The 15,180-nt window shown below is 47.3% G+C and carries 15 protein-coding genes; 11 read left to right on the top strand and 4 right to left on the bottom strand.

Going from position 1 to position 15,180, the window contains the following annotated elements; genetic code table 11:
• Positions 1-27: 27 nt before the first annotated feature.
• Both PRUB_RS13245 and PRUB_RS13240 read left to right on the top strand, forming a co-directional pair.
• Positions 28-873 (top strand): type 1 glutamine amidotransferase domain-containing protein, encoded by an 846-nt coding sequence (locus PRUB_RS13245; RefSeq protein ID WP_010386423.1) that lies wholly within the window; start codon positions 28-30, stop codon positions 871-873.
• 85 nt (positions 874-958) lie between these two features.
• Positions 959-1,837, top strand: a complete 879-nt coding sequence (locus tag PRUB_RS13240; RefSeq protein ID WP_010386425.1) for an SDR family oxidoreductase — start codon at positions 959-961, stop codon at positions 1,835-1,837.
• A gap of 140 nt (positions 1,838-1,977) precedes the next feature.
• On the opposite strand, the gene PRUB_RS13235 is transcribed toward PRUB_RS13240, so the two are convergent.
• Complete coding sequence (locus PRUB_RS13235; protein WP_010386427.1) at positions 1,978-3,237, bottom strand: phosphatidylserine decarboxylase; 1,260 nt, start codon at positions 3,235-3,237, stop codon at positions 1,978-1,980.
• 264 nt (positions 3,238-3,501) lie between these two features.
• Between PRUB_RS13235 and PRUB_RS13230 the strand changes: the two genes are divergently transcribed.
• Together PRUB_RS13230 and PRUB_RS13225 are read left to right on the top strand one after the other, a co-directional pair.
• On the top strand, positions 3,502-3,681 hold the full coding sequence (locus PRUB_RS13230) for a DUF6435 family protein (RefSeq protein ID WP_010386429.1): 180 nt from the start codon (positions 3,502-3,504) through the stop codon (positions 3,679-3,681).
• An 83-nt stretch (positions 3,682-3,764) separates the two neighbouring features.
• A complete protein-coding gene (locus PRUB_RS13225; protein WP_010386431.1) occupies positions 3,765-4,202 on the top strand; it encodes an energy transducer TonB in 438 nt (145 codons plus the stop codon).
• 36 nt (positions 4,203-4,238) lie between these two features.
• On the opposite strand, the gene PRUB_RS13220 is transcribed toward PRUB_RS13225, so the two are convergent.
• Positions 4,239-5,588 (bottom strand): dicarboxylate/amino acid:cation symporter, encoded by a 1,350-nt coding sequence (locus tag PRUB_RS13220; RefSeq protein WP_010386432.1) that lies wholly within the window; start codon positions 5,586-5,588, stop codon positions 4,239-4,241.
• A gap of 299 nt (positions 5,589-5,887) precedes the next feature.
• Here PRUB_RS13220 and PRUB_RS13215 point away from each other — a divergent pair, with 299 nt between their 5' ends.
• The 5 genes from PRUB_RS13215 (at position 5,888) to PRUB_RS13195 (ending at position 9,720) form a co-directional block, all read left to right on the top strand.
• A complete protein-coding gene (locus PRUB_RS13215) occupies positions 5,888-6,640 on the top strand; it encodes an ABC transporter permease (protein WP_010386433.1) in 753 nt (250 codons plus the stop codon).
• A complete protein-coding gene (locus PRUB_RS13210) occupies positions 6,640-7,338 on the top strand; it encodes an ABC transporter ATP-binding protein (RefSeq protein WP_010386434.1) in 699 nt (232 codons plus the stop codon). The genes PRUB_RS13215 and PRUB_RS13210 overlap by 1 nt, the downstream gene beginning before the upstream one ends.
• Positions 7,310-8,347 carry an MlaD family protein gene (locus PRUB_RS13205; RefSeq protein WP_010386435.1) on the top strand — a complete coding sequence of 346 codons (1,038 nt, stop codon included), beginning with the start codon at positions 7,310-7,312 and terminating at the stop codon, positions 8,345-8,347. Before PRUB_RS13210 ends, PRUB_RS13205 begins: the two co-directional genes overlap by 29 nt.
• On the top strand, positions 8,340-9,146 hold the full coding sequence (locus PRUB_RS13200) for an outer membrane protein assembly factor BamD (protein ID WP_010386436.1): 807 nt from the start codon (positions 8,340-8,342) through the stop codon (positions 9,144-9,146). The genes PRUB_RS13205 and PRUB_RS13200 overlap by 8 nt, the downstream gene beginning before the upstream one ends.
• A 172-nt stretch (positions 9,147-9,318) precedes the next feature.
• Entirely contained in the window at positions 9,319-9,720 is a 402-nt protein-coding gene (locus PRUB_RS13195) for an ACT domain-containing protein (RefSeq protein WP_010386437.1), read from the top strand.
• 22 nt (positions 9,721-9,742) lie between these two features.
• On the opposite strand, the gene PRUB_RS13190 is transcribed toward PRUB_RS13195, so the two are convergent.
• On the bottom strand, positions 9,743-10,501 hold the full coding sequence (locus PRUB_RS13190) for a hypothetical protein (protein ID WP_010386438.1): 759 nt from the start codon (positions 10,499-10,501) through the stop codon (positions 9,743-9,745).
• Positions 10,502-10,710: 209 nt separating this feature from the next.
• Here PRUB_RS13190 and PRUB_RS13185 point away from each other — a divergent pair, with 209 nt between their 5' ends.
• Positions 10,711-11,241 (top strand): hypothetical protein, encoded by a 531-nt coding sequence (locus tag PRUB_RS13185; protein ID WP_010386439.1) that lies wholly within the window; start codon positions 10,711-10,713, stop codon positions 11,239-11,241.
• 6 nt (positions 11,242-11,247) lie between these two features.
• On the opposite strand, the gene PRUB_RS13180 is transcribed toward PRUB_RS13185, so the two are convergent.
• Positions 11,248-13,842, bottom strand: coding sequence for a protein kinase domain-containing protein (locus PRUB_RS13180; protein WP_081694332.1), 2,595 nt, complete (start codon positions 13,840-13,842; stop codon positions 11,248-11,250).
• A 301-nt stretch (positions 13,843-14,143) separates the two neighbouring features.
• Between PRUB_RS13180 and PRUB_RS13175 the strand changes: the two genes are divergently transcribed.
• Positions 14,144-15,145 carry an FHA domain-containing protein gene (locus PRUB_RS13175; protein ID WP_010386442.1) on the top strand — a complete coding sequence of 334 codons (1,002 nt, stop codon included), beginning with the start codon at positions 14,144-14,146 and terminating at the stop codon, positions 15,143-15,145.
• Positions 15,146-15,180 lie beyond the last annotated feature (35 nt).

The raw sequence follows: 15,180 nt of genomic DNA, 5'->3' as shown, positions 1-15,180 counted from the left end.
CAGGTCATCAAACTTCAGGAGATGAACATGAAATTAAAAACACTCGCAGCACTAACAGCATTAATTGCAAGCCCACTGACTCTGGCCGATGAGATCCTCGTGGTTATGTCGGATACCGCGCAAATGACACTTAAAAACGGTTACGACTACAAAACAGGCGTTTATCTGAACGAGCTGATGGAACCGGTTAAGTTATTCCTGGACGCAGGTCACACGCTGACCTTTGCCTCACCAAAAGGTATGGCACCCAGACTGGACCCGGTATCTGATACACCCGACCACTTCCTGAACGTCAGCAAGGCGAACTATGAGGCGCACAAAGCGTTATTTAATCAGCTCAAAATTGATGATAAGACCGACAGTCCGGTTGTCAGCTTTGCTCGCATAGAGCAAATCGGTATCGACAAATTTGACGCGGTATTTGTGCCGGGCGGTCATGCACCTTTGGGCGATTTGGTAGCAAACCCGCAACTGGGCGAATTTTTACGTCACTTCAATGCCCAGAAAAAACCCACCGGCTTAGTGTGCCATGGTCCGGTAGCTTTGCTTTCGGCACTGCCAAATGCTGCACAGTTTGAGGTAGCCATGAAGTCGGGCAAGAGCGCCAAACCTGCAGATGGCTGGGTGTATGAGGGGTATCGCATGACCACATTCAGTAACTCAGAAGAAGCCGTGGCAACACAATATTACCTTGGCGGTGACGAACTCCACTATTGGCCACAGGATGCACTGACCAAAGCCGGTGGTGACTATTCTCGCGGTGAAAAAGACTGGCACCCACATGTTGTGGTTGACCGTGAATTGATCACCGGTCAGAACAACAAATCGTCCACAGGTGTGGCACTAGCATTACTTAAGCAACTTGATCAATAACCGCTACGGCAAAGAAAGATAAGTGCACTGCAAGTGTTCTTGTGGTGCCCGACAAATAAGATTTTAGAAAATTCTGGAGAATATTATGACTCAATCAGTTTTAGTGACCGGCTCAAACAGCGGATTTGGCTACCTCATTGCGAACACACTGGCGGATAATGGTTTTACTGTAGTGGGCACCATGCGCGACCCGCAGGGGCGTAATGCCTCGGTTGCCAATGAGCTCAGAACGAAAGGGATCCATGTGATTGATATCGACGTGACCAACGATGAAAGTGTGGAGCTTGGGGTAAAAGCAGCAATTGAGCAGGCTGGGCATATTGATGTTCTGATCAACAATGCGGGCGTGGGTACCCTTGGTTGGCAAGAAAGCTTTGATATCGAAGATTTCAAACGTGTGTTTGATATCAATGTGTTTGGCGTGCAGCGTATGACACGTGCTTTGCTACCGCATATGAAACAACGTGGGCAGGGAACCTTAGTACAGATTTCCAGTATTTTAGGCCAGTTCGTATTGCCGTTCCTGGGCTCTTACAATGCAACGAAGCATGCGGTCGAAGGTCTGGCAGAAAACTATCGTGTAGAGTTGTCTCAGTTCGGTATTCAGTCTTTAATCGTGCAGCCGGGTGGGTTTGGCACTGATTTTGGCGCAAACTTGCTAAGATCAAGTGATAAAGCAGTCACCGAGAGCTACGGTGAGCATGCTGATGCGCCTGAGCAGATGTGGGCAGGCACAGAGCAAGGTCACGATGCGGACAATGCACCTAGCCCGCAAATGGTCGCAGACGCGGTACTGGCGCTGTTGCAAACAGAGGTGTCAAAGCGCCCGTTCAGAACCACAGTGGATGGCTCGGGCTTAAACCCGGTTATTGAAGCGGTCAACGAAGCGCGAGAAAAAGCCATGCAACATATCTATGCTGCCTACGGTATGGACGCTATGTTCACAGTAAAACAAAGCTCATAACTTTACTGTGGAATGAGGTGCGTAGGTCTTTTTCCCTACACGGAGTTGGGGGAATGGCCAGACATTATCCCCGATAATTTATGCGCCTGGATGCTTTTAAGCATTAGGCGCATAGCGACCAAATATCAACCTGTTCACTGTTACCATTCAAGGGGGGGAGCAACTCGGCCAAGACACCCTCTGACTTGCATTTGTGTTGGGTTATTTGGCCCTCTTACTGGTTGCTCACCGACTTTAAATTGATATTCTCTGCCGGGTTCAAACGCCAGTACAATTGAGGACCCACCATAGCCAAAGTGACCCATATACTGACCTCGCTCCACCTCAGCGCCATTTTCTATGGCATTTATAATGCTCCCGACGCCCCAAAAACCAATGGCAATCATAGCCACCAGCCCAAGGTCGGGGGTTTTTATCACCCAAACATAGCGCTGATGCTTACCCAGTTTTTGATACCAGCCAGCCTTATCGCTATTTTTAGGCGGTAGCGGGTCGTAGGGGTGGCGAGGATTAAAGTTATCAAAGTCATAGTTATACGCGCCTTCATACAACCCCTGGTCAATCACAGTACCTGAAACGGGGGCGTGAAAGTGGTGGTAATCCGTAAACCAAAGCAAGATATCCAGCAACGGGCCACCGATGAAACAGCGTCCATACCCAGGGATAGCATCTATCAAATTAAATCGATCGCCGGACTTGCCCGGCAGGACATAGTGGTTATTGGCATGACTTTCGTTCACGTCATAGCCGCCTTTGTCGAGGAAAAAGACACCGCCATCACAGGGTGAAACTATCACCCCTTGCTCGCCGGCTCTATGGCAAAGAGGGCGATGTCCTGGCTTAAGGTTACGCAGGAAAAACTGATTGAAAGACCCAAAACCACCTTGAGGATTATGAGGGTCCGGGCGTTCGTAGTGATTAATATTAAAAGGGTGCTGATCGGTTCCAGTGTAGTTCATCCACGCACTCAATGTGGCGGTGGACGATGTGCTGTTTATCCAGTCGCCATGGAAGTTCAGAAATTGTCTGAACCAGACTCTGAAGTAGCCGTCATTAGCCAGTTTCAGGCCAGATTCTGTATTCACCAGATAGTCCCAGTACTCGATGTATTGGCCGGGGTTGTCTGGTGTGGGTGTGTAAGTTAACCACTGAGCAAAAAATCTTTGCAGGGTATAGCCAGGCTCACGATACAAATACGGTTGCCAGAAAGCCGCTATCTCTTTACGTCGGGCTATGTGGGTTTCTGAGCACACTTCGGCGAGAGCTTCGAGGTACCAAAGCAGGTTGAGCTGATTTTCAAGAAAAACGCCATCCAGACCCGCAATATGAAGTTCTGCCAGAGAACTGATGTCATCCCAGTTAATGGGCTCGGGTAGGGGGATCGTCGAAATGTCAGTCATGGTATCTGTCCTGTGGGTTCAAGGCATTTGCGCTTGGTTGTCAGTCGAGTGTGTGAGATAGAGCACAGTGATTTATATAGGTGAGGGATACAGAGTGGGCAATTACAGCGGATTACACAGGGTCAAGAATGCAAAAAGCGGGTGATATCGGCTGCTACAATTGAGTGGTAAAAATTGCAGTGAAATCCGTTCGATGACCGGATGATCCAAAGTGACCAGTATCTCGTTTAACCATTCAAAATTGGTTATCAGGAATGTTCGTCTATGTTTCAATTCTTAAAACGTGATCCAGTCAAAAAGTTACGTAAGGCCTATGATGCAAAGTTGGAGCAAGCGATGCACGCTCAGCGTAATGGTGATATTCGCGGCTATGCGATGCTCACATCGGAGGCTGAGTCACTTTGGCAACAAATTGAGCAATTAGAAAAAAATAACGCCAGCTGATCCCCCAACCCGGCCTGATGGCGATGTGGGTCTGAATATGGTACAAATGCCGCTGTAAGAAAAAATGTAAAAAGGAATCTACTATGCGGTATATCTTACTGGCTGGCTTGTCCATTGTTAGCGTATTTAATGCTCAGGGCAAAACCTTGTACGGCGATGTCAGGTTGACAGAAGTTCAGCCACCTAACGGTCAAGTATTCTGGAAACCTGATGCCGAGCATAAGTCTCGCTATCCCGTTTCCCTGGCACGCAAGGGTATAGCCGGTTGCGCCATTTTTAAGGTTAATTTGGATGCACAAGGAAACACGGAGTCGGTTGTGCTATTGCGCAGTATTCCGACTGCGTCTTTATCCAGGCCGGGCAAGAAAATACTAAAAAGGTGGCCATGGTCACTGGCGTCGGATACTGCGCCTCAGGCTGAAGAGAAAATTGTGCGGCTCGATTTTTGTCTGGGAGGACAATCCGTTGATGAGGCACAGGCCAGATGTAAAGTACAGGCTTCGCTTAGTTGCGAAGCCTGATAACACGCGCTCAATATTTGGGCGGTATGCCCGTTACTAGCTTGTGATTACGTCATCTATCTTTGTACTTATTTGTCCCCGCTCAGTCAGAGCCAGCTCGTCTTTTAACCAGTGGTTCATCACGACACAGGCAGTCAGGTCGCCACTTACATTGATAACGGTGCGACACATATCTAAAATTCGGTCAACCCCGAGTATCAACGCTATGCCCGCGGCAGGGATACCAAAGCTGGCCAACACGGACGCCAGGATCACAATACCGACGCCAGGGGTACTGGGTGAGCCGATTGATGCACCGACTGTGGTTAGGATCAGCAGTACGACCTGGTTTACAGACAAGTCAACGCCAAATACCTGGGTAAGGAAAATCGCAGCCACGACCTGATACAGCGCGGTGCCGTCCATGTTAATGGTAGCACCAAGCGGTACGATAAATTGCACAATTGGTTTTTTTACCCCAAGTTGTTCCTGGGCAGTACGCATAGACAGCGGCATGACCGCCGCGGAGCTGGACGTTGAAAATGCCAGTAATTGCGCGCCGCGGATCGCCTTTAAAAAAGCCAGAGGGTGGATTTTAGCTACAAATGAGGCGACCAGGGTATAGATAGTCAACAAGCCCGCGAGTCCCAGCAGAACCGTCGCAACATAGGCTGAAACCCCAATCAATGCATCCACACCAATACGTATGGTGATATCACACAGCAGGCCAAACACGGCAAAAGGTGCCAATAGCATGGCCCAGTTAACGATTTGCAGTGAAACAGATTGGATCCCATCCATAAAATCTATCATCAGGGCTTTGCGCCGCTCTGCCAGGGTGGTCAGCGCCATGCCAATAAAGCTGGCGTAAATGACGATGGCAAACATGTCTTTATCAAGCGTGGATTGCGTTGGATTAGCGGGAATAATGGCTGCGACTTTATCCGGTATGGAGCTTTGTGCTGCCTGCGTTGCGACAACCTGAGCGGGTTGATCCACAATGGCGCTGAACAAACCACTGTCCACATAGTTACCTGGCTCTATGAGATAGACCATCGTAAGGCCAAGCATAACCGCAATAAAGGTAGTTGTGACAAAGTAAGGCAAAATACGCACCCCGACTTTCTTTAAAAAGTCCGTGTCTTTATTACCTGCAATACCCAGAATAATGGAAGATAAAACCAGCGGTATCACCACCATTTGGATCAGAGCAAGGAATACCCGCCCGGGCAGGGCAACCCATTGTGCGATGTCCATGGCGGCAGAGTAACTGACCAGGGCAGCGCCCTGAGGGGAAAGCAATAAGCCAACTGAGATGCCAAGCGCCAGTGCAATTAAAATTTGCAGCCAGAGGCGCTTCTTCTGTAATAAGCCAGCAGGCGCGTTTGTCGTTTGACTGTTTGTCATCATGATTTCCTTGTTAAGCAGCACGCGATTTGGAGTAATTAGCCTAGCACTGTGATTAGAATTAACATTGACCGGTATCAAATGTGCGCGGTTCTTCGTTCTTGTGACGAGGGTTACACTCACTTTGCATCATACTGAGATAAGTTTTCCTCCTGATCTAACAAGCAAATCCACACTTCGTGAAGTAATCACTTTTTGTTCACGGTATTACACCAAATTACTGCTACGCTTAAAGTTAACTGAATCAATTAGGGCCAGAGCATGCTGTGTCTGTTGTACCAATACAATAGGGAGCAGTAATGATTAAGTATGGATTTTTACCTTTTTCAGCCTATGTGATATCTGACTTTTTGGTCTTTCACCGTCACCGTTCAATTAGTCTGGAAATTTTATTACGTCAGATCCGTTTTACCGGTGTTGAGGCACTCGGTCTGGTGATGCTGATTGCCTTGCTGATAGGTGCATTGATCATTGTTCAGGGCTACCCTTTGTTGTCTTCCATTGGCCAGGTCAAGTGGACCTATGCCATTTTGATTTCAACCATTGTCAGGGATCTCGGCCCGTTTATTGTTTGCTTTGTGGTACTGGCCCGATCGGGTACTGCAATTACCACAGAGCTGGGCAATATGGTGGTTCGTAAGGAAATAGATGCACTGATAGCCATGGGCGTATCACCCATCTCCTATCTCGTTGCGCCCAGGGTTTTGGGTATGGTTGCATCGCTTATATTGCTTATGAGTTACTTTGTTGCGTGCGGTATTTTTGGCGGTTATCTGGTCAGCAATGCGTTTGCTTCGATCCCTCTGAGTACGTTTTTCGCTAAGCTCATGGCACAGTTGCACTGGCTCGATATGGTGATCATGTTGGCTAAGGTCGCATTTTCCGGATTGATGATCAGCTTGATTGCCAGCTATCACGGCCTGACCGTGAAAAGTGCAATTACTGAGGTACCGCAGCGCAATATAAAAGCAGTTGGCCGGGGTTTGATAGCCTTATGCGTGATCCATGTGATGTTTACTTTGTTGTATTTTGCTCTGATGGGTGACTGGTGATGAAAATAGCACTAAAAGACATAAGCCACAGCGTGGCAGATCAACCTATTCTTGCCAATATCAACGTGACTGTCGGGCCGGGAGAATGCTTGTTGATCACTGGACGCTCAGGCAGTGGTAAATCGGTTTTGTTTAACATTATTTGCGATATCACCCGTCCTCAACAGGGTCATGTACTGATCGATGACGTAGAGATAGCGACAATGACGGCGTTGCAATATGCGCGTTTTCGCCGTGATCTGGGGGTGATCTTCCAGGTATCTGCACTGATATCTAACCTGACACTTGAAGAAAACCTGTTGCTGCCATTAAATCGCCATCATAGTCGGCTGAGTATGGAGGAAAAGCGCCAAAAAGTCTGGGAGATTTGCCAGCAGTTCGGATTAACTCAGTATTTGGACAAGCGCACCGACCGTTTGTCTTCCGGACTGGCGTCGCTTGCCGGGCTGGCCCGTGCGTTGATCATGGAGCCAAAAGCGTTAATTTGGGATGCGCCGATGGCACAGGTTGACCGCGCTTGGTGCCAACATGAGCTAGAGCTACTTAAGCAACTAAAAGAAAAAGGAACGACACTGGTGCTTTGCTCAAATCGCCAGGAGTTAATCACCAGCCTGGCAGATCACCAAGTGCATTTGGGACTCGTGGACGAATTAACCCTGGGGAGTGAGCATGCAGCACAAGCCCAAAAATGCCAATAGAATAGTCATCGCCTTCAGCCTCACCGGGGTATTACTCCTGGCCGCATTTTGCATCATGATCCTGGTGAATAATCACACCTTTGCCGACAAAGTTTATTATAAAACGGTGCTGGATAACGCGCGCGGCTTGAGTGCGTTGCCTGCCGTCTATTTCAAAGGCATGGAAATAGGCCGGATTGACAGTTATCAACTCAATTTGCAGAGCAATGAGATTGACGTTGAGTTTTGGGTATTTCAAGAATACAGCACTAAAGTCGTAAAATATGCGTTGCTAACGGGTGAGCAACATCCTATTTTTGATGAGGTGACGACGCTAGATTTGCTGTTACCTGAAGCAGACAAAGTAGGTCCTTTTGTGGCCTTGCCAGCAGGAGCACTGGTACCTCACATCAATAGTGCGCTTGGTCAGCAATACCTCGCCGCAGGCTATGTATCGCGCTCAAAAGACGATGTGGAATCGATCCTGACCAGTATTCAGGATCTTTTGCAGAATTTGCAAAAGGAAGACAACCCTGAAGCCGGCTCCTTGTTCAGAGCACTCGACAGAGTGGCAAAGATCAGTGATCACATCATGATAGTCAGTGAAGAATTGCGCGAAAGTGAGTTGTTACCTGAAGCTGAGAAAACCCTTAAGCAGAGTCAGGTCTGGCTGGCTCAGATGCCGCAATTACTCAGCCAGCTTAATCAGACCCTGGTGAAAACAGATGGTATGCTGACCCAGGCACAATCGACCTTAACAACCTATGGTCAGCCCATCGAACTGGTGAAAGAAATCACCGATAGCCAGCTTCCGCTGGTTCTGCACAACCTTAATGCGAACCTCACTGTGATGCAGCAAATGCTCAAAGATGTACACGGTGAGCGTGAGCAGTTTATCCTGACTGTGCACAGTGTGCAGCAAGTTTTGACACAAATGGAAAAAACCCTGGAGGCGCTTAATAATCATCCTGTTTTCAGAGAGGGGATCAGTGCGCCCGTGAACAACGAAGGGATAGAAATGCATGATTAAGGCACCTTGTCTGATATTGTTTTGCATCCTGAGTGGATTGACTGGTTGCTCCTCGGCGCCGGAGCGTGATTATCAGGTTAACACCTATCAAAGACAGGCTTCTGTCTGGCTGGCTCAGGGGGATCGTAAACGTCAGCAGGGGGCTTATCAGCAGGCTTTACAGTATTACGATAATGCCTATCGATATGCCAGCAAAAGGCATGACGTGGCGCAAATGGGACTGGCCCGGCTCAAGCAAGCGGCGGTGTATATTAAGCAAGGGCAAGGTGAACTGGCCGAAAGCAAAATCGCTCAGGCTGCTGAGTTTGTCAGGTTTGAGCATACTGAGTTGGCACCGGCCATTGATTTTATGCGCAGCAAACTGGCATTTTCCCGAGGCGAGCAGGCACAAGCACAGGCACTTTTGAGCAAACTACAGGCTCAGTACAGCGAGCAACCTGAAAAGCAGGTTTACTATCGCTGGGTGGGTTGGCAGTATACACCGCAGCGGCTGGACTGGCTTCAGGCCGAACAGGACATGCAGTTACTGGCAAAATTGAAAGCCGACAGGACACTGAACAATATAGAGATTTTGTCTTTTGTGATTTATCACAATGTCTTGTGGCGAGTTACATTCGAACACCATGATGTGCCTCAGGCGATAGAAACTGCGATTGCACACTTTGCCTCTTTGGAGTTGACCAACAGACTGGTTGATTGCTTTGAAATTGCGGTGCAGCATTATCTTGCCATCGGAGATAACGCCCGGGCTCAATATTATCAGACGCGCCTTGCTGAATTGGCCGGCTCCGGTCATTAGGCCCGTTTCCTTGTCTTTCTCTTAGTTCAAATTCACGGCCATTTTTGCTGTTATAAATCATAGAATACCTGAGAACTTGTCTCAATCTGGCGGCTTTATCGAATTTGGCGCAGCACTTTGAGTTTGCTAGAGTGTAATTGTGTATAAATAACCTAAAAAAGGAACGACTAGAATGGCAGGTATTATTGAGTTGGCTGCATTGCTTAAAACCATGGAGCCCGTTTTGCATGAACCTGAATATGTTTTTTGCACCGTATCGGGCCGCCTTGAGGAGTATGTACCACTGAACCCCATTGCCACCTTTCAGGAGCCCGAAGGGTTAACATTGATAGTAGAAAAAGCAGCCGCGCAGCAGTATGGTCTTGAATTTGAGGGGCCATTTCATCAAATAACCCTGAGCGTTCACTCCAGTCTGGATGCCGTTGGACTCACTGCCGCCGTTGCACGATGCCTGACCGAACAAGGGATCAGTGCCAATGTGGTTGCTGCATTTTATCACGACCATATTTTTGTACAGACTAGCCATGCGAAGGCCGCTCTGAACGCGCTGACTACGCTGGCGGCGTCAAGCTGATTGATATAGTGGTGGAACAGATCTAATCATTTATCAAATTTACAAAACGGCTATATCTGAAATAATCTCGCTCTTGTGCGTGATTGAGCGTGTTTTCAGGGTATTTGATAACGCCGCTCATTCTGGCATGGCAGCCACCGCCACTCAGTGTGGCGGCTTCTTTGTCGCTCAGGCAGACTGAGCGGCCTTTACTTTTTACCTGGGTTTGCATTTCTCCGATAGCATCGCTATTGGTTGCCAGTTCTCCAGCATAGCTATGATTCAATAGCGGACCCGTACTGTTAGTCACCTGCGTTAATAAGTAGGTTTGTCCGTAAATTCGTGCGGCCTGACCAAACTGATATTTTAAACCTAACAGCAGCGCGTCAAAATCATGGGATGAAATGGTTATCAGGTTTTGATAACGTGTGCTTCCGCTGATCGCTTGTGTTTCCAGTTGAGCATAGTAAGAGGCTGCATCCAGGTTGAGTCCATCCAGATCATACTGTTGCAAAAAATCGACTACGTTTTGGCAAAATCCCTGACAACCGTTAATGTCCTGGCTGAGATAGCGCCAGCCGTTATCATCAGGTGAAAGACTGAGCAATAGCCGGGTGTTAGGGTAGTTTGCGCGTGTTGCATCCAGATGCGCCTGAAAGGCCTCTGCACCACCTGCTGCGACAAGCCTGGCCCCATCCAGACCGGCAGGTCTTACTTGTACGCCACTGATATAAATCACTTTTTCGCAATCATTGTAGCGGTTTTCGACCTCTGCAGGACATGAATTATGTTCAAAAGTCATAACGACAACTTAACAGTTTACCTATCTGGGACAATACTATGAAGAGAATTGCTTACACAGACCATTACACCAGTATTACACTCTATTACATGCGCTGGTAAGTGAACTTTTATTGTGATAAAAAGAACAATAATTGGCGGATTTCATTGGTGTTTTTTTAAAACACGGAGTAAGCTGAGCTGCGACATAACCGATAAGGAATGACGAAAATGCAAAATGAAGTTATGAGTGTAGAACTCAACAGCAAGAGTTTTTTGTTTCGACTTAGCCCGACGGGTACGAGTGAACAATGGGGTTTAAAGTATTACGACCCCGACACTGGAGAATATAAGTTAGCGTCACAAGATGCTCAACTCAATGTTGAGTTTGAGCTGGGTGATCTACCTGGCATTTCAGATAATGCTCGCCGTGCGCTTATCTCAAAACAACAGGCTGTTTTTATTGTTGAGATGGAAGAGTGTACTTCAGGAGACTGGCGCTTTTGGCAAAACGGTATTTCGCTGTCCAGTGAGCAAGATGCACAGGATTATAATCTGACGGCAGAAGTACAAAGCTCAGGAAAAACCCTGGTGCTGACGATTGATAATGTGCTTCGTAATACCGCTCTGCCGGGTGACATGTTTGACACCATTGATTTTCGGTTTGTTGCTGTGAGATTAAATAACTCAGCGGGCCAACTTAACGAAATTTTCTATTCTCAGGACCCGAGAGTGGGCGTGCGAAGAAATAAGCCAGGCTAAACAGAGTCAAAGGCCCTCAGGTTGAGGGCTTTGACTGCATAGCGGGCTTTCTTGTGTCAATAATGCGAGAAAGCCCGGATTATCACACAAAGGCTTAAACCAGGGTAAATTAAACCACACTGTGCCATAACCCACTTCTAATGCCGCTTTGACATGCACGATGGCAGACGTTTGCTCATCGGCTAATGTATATACCAGCGCTGCGGTGAAAGCATATTCACTATTGTCAGGAGAAAGCTTAATTGCACGATTTAAGGTGCTGATTGCTTGTTCAAACTGACCCAGCTGGGCATGCGCTTGCGCTTTGTCGAGCAATTCGTACATCGAGTGCTGATCTGCATTTAAATGGATCACACGTTGATAATGTTGCGCTGCTTCTTGCATATTCCCATTGAGTTTTTCGATGTCGGCAAGGTTAAGTAAAAACAAGGTATTATTTTCGACATCAGGCAGAGACCTGACGACTTCCAGCGCTGCCGGAAACTGCTGATCGAGCATCAGAGTTAACGCCAGCATATTCAGGTCCATGGGTTGCGGGTCTTTTTGCACTACGATCCGATATCGACTGATGGCTTTATCCAGTTGTCCCTGAACCATAAAGATGTCTGCAAGCAGTTGGTTCGCCAGGTAGTCATCGGGTGTGATTTGAATAATGTTATTCAACATGGAGACCGCACGTTCAAACTGACTATTTAAATACAGATCATTAGCAAGGTTAAACATCACATCTGTGCTACTACGCAAAGCAAGTGCCTGCTCGAGGTGCTCAATAGACTGATCGAGCGCGCCTTGTTTTTTCGCTTTGAGCGCTAAAATGATTTGTGCGTCATAGTCACTGAGTGACCTGGCTGTGGCTTTTTCATAGTGTAAGTCAAAAGCTTGCATATCATTTTGTTCCAGTGCCAGAAACATCATTTCTCTTTGAAAAAGGACACTTTGTTTATAGCTTATGGGCGCGTTATTGAGCCTCATGCTCAACCGAGTCAGTATCGCGTTGTCTTTACTTTGATGGTAAATATTCAATCCAACATCGACCAGTAAGGCATATGCGGCAGAAAGTGCAGGGGCTTCAGTTAAAAGTACCTCAAGTCTGTTGAGGCTTTCGATGTTGTAGGCCCCATTGGTGTGAACATCTTCATATATGGCAAGATAATCCAGATATTCTTTTTGATTTATCTTCCAGCGCTGTACTTTTTTTGGTGTAACTTCTCCAAATAGTTTGGCGGCATGCTGCTGGGCAGTATAAAAGTTGTTCAGGTGCGTGTTGGCTGGCATAGGCCAGGATATTTGTTGCTGTACCGTCCATTTTTCGCCATATAACCTGCTGAATGTGACTTCGCAGCTGGTATCAGAGCAGTCCAATTCGCTGGTAATAATATCAGTGGCTCCCGTTGCGCGGGCCACTTCTTTAAGGCTGGGATAGGCCTCATGATTGTAGACTACCAGTTCCAGCCCTTCATTTTGCAGAATGTATTGCCTAATGGCCTGGTTGATTGTCGCACTGACCACGCTTTTTTGTGGCGGCTTAAGTACAGCAATGTAACGGGTGGTATCTGTGCGTCCCGAGCTATTCAATGTCAGGAAAAAGGTAAAAAGCGTAAATACTAAGGCGCTAAACACAGTCAAAAATACAATTCGGCGATTTGTATACCAGCTTGTTTCGGGCGTCCTTTTTTGCGTTTCAGGTGCCGCGTGCAATGGCACAGTTTCTTGTTCTAGAATCGCATTTTGTGTGAGTGCTATCAGGATTTGCTCCAGACGCTTGGCCACTTGCCTGGCATCCGCCGGACGCTCCTTTGGGGTGGCCGAAAGTAGCTGGTTCAACAGGCAGCAGAGCGACTCCGGCAGGGCTGGTAAGATCTCTTTGGCATCGTCATGTTCACCATTTAAAATACGTCCACGTATCTTGGTTTTGCCAAATGGGTGACGCCCACTGATAAGTTCATAAGCCAGCACGCCAAAAGAGAACAAGTCTGACTGAGGAGTCAGGGTATCGCCTCGTAATTGTTCCGCAGAGGCTGCCAAAATACTGCCGTGGCTTTGATGCACTTTGGTCGTGTGTTCATCATCATGTGTCTGACTGAGACGTGCAATGCCAAAATCAGTGATTTTGACTTGCTGATTTGCATCGAGCAGGATATTGGACGGCTTCAGGTCGCAGTGGATCACACCACACTGATGGGCTGCAGCAATCCCATTGGCGATTTGTATCAGCAGTGAGAGCTTCTGCTCGAGGTTTAGTATGTGGGTTTTCTGGTGAAAAAGCAGGGTGTTACCATCAACGTACTCCATAATCAGGCAGACCTGCGAGGGCGTTGTTATTATATCGTAAAGCTGAACGATGTGAGTATGATTTAATCTTGCGAGGATCTGTGCCTCAGCAATTGCAACGGAGATATCTTCGTCTGTGCCGTGTATCTTAAGCCGCTTGATAGCAACCAGACGGTTGAGCCGGGTATCTTCTGCAAGTAATACTTCACCCATCCCTCCTTCCCCTAACACTTTTGTAACATGATAATGTTCGGGTAAATCAGCTTGCCGGACACTGAGAGTGTGATCCGCTGGCTGCGCTGTGTGAGAAGATTGGTGCGATTTATCCATGTTATCTATTATCTTGTGCCTCAAGGATGGCAACGCGTTAAACGTATTTATTATGTCGGGAAAATAGCCGTGAAAAGCGCCATATGTACCGAATTGTCATAGTAACGTTTAAGCAAATCAAATGCCAGCTTATCCGCTGAGAGGCCAGAAGTAACTGTTTTGAATATAACAATATTCAGGTGTAATGTGGTGAAATCTGTGTTTTCAGCAAACGGTGTTATGCTTATGAAGGGACAGTAAACTGGGTTTTGGCTCAACACGATATGTGACAGCCTCCCAGAGCCGTTATCGAGGAGCGACTATGGCCACGTTAAAGCATAAACAGCAATCTAAGTATTTATATTTAAAGTCATTTCATCGATTTGGGCGACTCAAACACTCCGTGGATAGCTGCTTTGATGAATTGGCTATTTCGCGGATCCATGCCGTAATTGAATGGCAACAGGGCTATTGGTTTTTACGTGATTTGAGTCGTAATGGCACCTGGTTAAATGATGTCAGGGTGCCTTACAACCAGGATGTTGCGTTAAACATAAATGACGAAATTCGGTTTTCCGACTCAAGTTGTCATAGCTTCAGTGTCACAGACCTGGCGCCACCGGAAGATTTGTTGGTGCCCTATAGTCATGATGAACTTGTTGATGGCCAGGAGCCGGTGATCCAGTTGGAAAACTATCATTTGTTGCCCAGTGAGTCAGATCCAGAGTTGATTGTGTATTTTAATAATACAGAGCAGACCTGGTGTTATGAGGAAGTTGGTTCTGAGCATCCGGTTAGCATCACCGATGGTGAGCAACTGCGCTTTGCGCAACAGGTCTGGAGCTTGATCCAGACACGAGCAAGTCAGCAGGAGTGTACTGCGGAAGTGGCTGAAACTGATCCTGGCGATTTAGAATACTTATTCACATTGAGCCAGGATGAAGAGTACGCTGAATTACAGGTTAAGCAAGCGCAAGAAAAAGTCGATTTTGAAACCCGGACACACCATTATCTGACCGCATTATTGGCGCGTTACAAGGTAAAAGACATGCAACATCAAGTCGATGATGCGTCGCAAGGCTGGGTATCGGTGAAGCAATTATCACGTGACTTAGGCCTGACAGAGAGCCATATCAATATTCAAATCCATCGTGCGCGCAAACAGTTTGTTGACCGCATGAAAGATAAATCTATGGCCGAATCTCTTATTGAACGCAAGCGGGGAAGAGTCCGTTTTGGCGGCAGGCATTTCAGTATTGTGAAAGGTCAGCAGCTTGAAGCGTCAACCTTGTATCAACAGCACGATGAGCTCATGGTGAGTTAGCGGCGGATCGTTGTTTTGTTACTGGCAAAATAAAG

Source organism: Pseudoalteromonas rubra, assembly GCF_000238295.3.
Classification (GTDB): Bacteria; Pseudomonadota; Gammaproteobacteria; order Enterobacterales; family Alteromonadaceae; genus Pseudoalteromonas; species Pseudoalteromonas rubra.
The sequence above is the reverse complement of the archived record's forward strand: the minus strand, read 5'-3'. Positions and strand labels throughout refer to the sequence as shown.

Coding starts and splice junctions, on each gene's coding strand:
- PRUB_RS13240 (WP_010386425.1), top strand. CDS start 959: ATGACTCAATCAGTTTTAGTGACCGGCTCAAACAGCGGATTTGGCTAC.
- PRUB_RS13245 (WP_010386423.1), top strand. CDS start 28: ATGAAATTAAAAACACTCGCAGCACTAACAGCATTAATTGCAAGCCCA.
- PRUB_RS13205 (WP_010386435.1), top strand. CDS start 7,310: ATGCAGCACAAGCCCAAAAATGCCAATAGAATAGTCATCGCCTTCAGC.
- PRUB_RS13220 (WP_010386432.1), bottom strand. CDS start 5,588: ATGACAAACAGTCAAACGACAAACGCGCCTGCTGGCTTATTACAGAAG.
- PRUB_RS13235 (WP_010386427.1), bottom strand. CDS start 3,237: ATGACTGACATTTCGACGATCCCCCTACCCGAGCCCATTAACTGGGAT.
- PRUB_RS13180 (WP_081694332.1), bottom strand. CDS start 13,842: ATGGATAAATCGCACCAATCTTCTCACACAGCGCAGCCAGCGGATCAC.
- PRUB_RS13190 (WP_010386438.1), bottom strand. CDS start 10,501: ATGACTTTTGAACATAATTCATGTCCTGCAGAGGTCGAAAACCGCTAC.
- PRUB_RS13225 (WP_010386431.1), top strand. CDS start 3,765: ATGCGGTATATCTTACTGGCTGGCTTGTCCATTGTTAGCGTATTTAAT.
- PRUB_RS13185 (WP_010386439.1), top strand. CDS start 10,711: ATGCAAAATGAAGTTATGAGTGTAGAACTCAACAGCAAGAGTTTTTTG.
- PRUB_RS13200 (WP_010386436.1), top strand. CDS start 8,340: ATGATTAAGGCACCTTGTCTGATATTGTTTTGCATCCTGAGTGGATTG.
- PRUB_RS13230 (WP_010386429.1), top strand. CDS start 3,502: ATGTTTCAATTCTTAAAACGTGATCCAGTCAAAAAGTTACGTAAGGCC.
- PRUB_RS13215 (WP_010386433.1), top strand. CDS start 5,888: ATGATTAAGTATGGATTTTTACCTTTTTCAGCCTATGTGATATCTGAC.
- PRUB_RS13195 (WP_010386437.1), top strand. CDS start 9,319: ATGGCAGGTATTATTGAGTTGGCTGCATTGCTTAAAACCATGGAGCCC.
- PRUB_RS13175 (WP_010386442.1), top strand. CDS start 14,144: ATGGCCACGTTAAAGCATAAACAGCAATCTAAGTATTTATATTTAAAG.
- PRUB_RS13210 (WP_010386434.1), top strand. CDS start 6,640: ATGAAAATAGCACTAAAAGACATAAGCCACAGCGTGGCAGATCAACCT.